At 70.3% G+C, this 1,190-nt stretch carries 1 protein-coding gene; it reads right to left on the minus strand.

Features of this window, described 5'->3' with window-relative positions; genetic code table 11:
- Positions 1-154: 154 nt before the first annotated feature.
- Positions 155-1,081 (minus strand): phytoene/squalene synthase family protein, encoded by a 927-nt coding sequence (locus P3H78_RS33135; RefSeq protein ID WP_276112878.1) that lies wholly within the window; start codon positions 1,079-1,081, stop codon positions 155-157.
- Positions 1,082-1,190: the final 109 nt, after the last annotated feature.

The following is a 1,190-nucleotide window of genomic DNA, read 5'->3' on the forward strand; positions in this document are numbered from 1 at the left end:
CGAGTTGCGCGAGCTCACCGACACCATGCGCGCGCTTCCCGCAGGACGTCGGCGCAGCGTGCTGAACGTAGTACGCGGCGTTCTGGGCCTGGCAAACGACGACGTGCCCGGCGGAACGGACCATGTCAAGAGGTGACGCTGTGGCGCGGGCCTCCTACCGTGCCCGCAACGCCGCTGCGTACTGACGGGCGAGCACGCCCAGCAGCGCGGGCTTGGACGGACTTGCGCCGCCATCGGCGAGGCCTCCACCCTTCCTGCTCACCGCGTCCAGCCGGAGCTCCTGCACCCGCAGCAGGGCGGTGACGAAGGGGCGTGTCTGCGGCGGCGCCAAGGCGGTCAGCTGCCGACCGGCGTCCAGGCTCCGGCGGGCCAGTTCGCTCTGCTCTTCGACCAGTTGCCCCAGCTGCTTTCTGACGGCTTCCGTGGGCGTCCGCAGGTCCGCCACGGACACGGCATGGCGCTCCAGATCCTTGCCCGGGAGGCCGATGTGCCCCTGGGCGGCGTCTTCGGCGAGGTCGTCGAGGAAGTCGACGCGCTGCATCGCCTCGATGAGGTCGCGGCAGCGGTCCTCGAATGCGCCGGTGTCAGCGCCGTCCTTCGGCGTTGGCATGAGAAGACAGGCCAGGAGCATGAAGGCGGGCAGCGAGTACCCGTCGATATAGGTCTGCAGTTCGCCCTCGGTGTCGAAGCCGGCGTAGTCCACTTCGTGGCGGGCCCCGTGCAGGAAGTCCTCGACACGCTGACGGAGTTGAGGATGACGGGAGACGGCGTCCCGGAGGACCTGGAGGGGTGCGCTGGCAGCGGGCGCGCCGTCGAGGACCTCGCGGGTGGCCCTCGCCCACTCCCCCAGGGCCTGCTGGCGGGCATCGGCCGTGCCGGTGTCGATGCGCTGGTCCGTCTCGTGCATGAAGGCGACGGCCGCGATGACCGGCGGGTGCAGGTGCGCGGGCAGCAGGAGCCGGACCGTCAGGTACTCCTCGGTCTTGAAACGCTTGACGAGGGCGCGCTGGTGGCCGTACGCGGCCTGCAGGTCCGGATCGGTGATGCCGGCCCCATGCAGCGTGCGGGTCCATGTGGGCATGTCGTGTTCCTTGCGGTGCTGGGTTACTGGGTCAGGAGTGTGCGGGTGGTGCGCAGAAGGACGCGCGGGCTGGTGAGGGCTCGTGGGTGGCGGCGCATGTGGACGACGT

It is taken from the genome of Streptomyces tropicalis (genome assembly GCF_029269835.1).
GTDB lineage: Bacteria > Actinomycetota > Actinomycetes > Streptomycetales > Streptomycetaceae > Streptomyces > Streptomyces tropicalis.

Coding starts and splice junctions, on each gene's coding strand:
- P3H78_RS33135 (WP_276112878.1), bottom strand. CDS start 1,081: ATGCCCACATGGACCCGCACGCTGCATGGGGCCGGCATCACCGATCCG.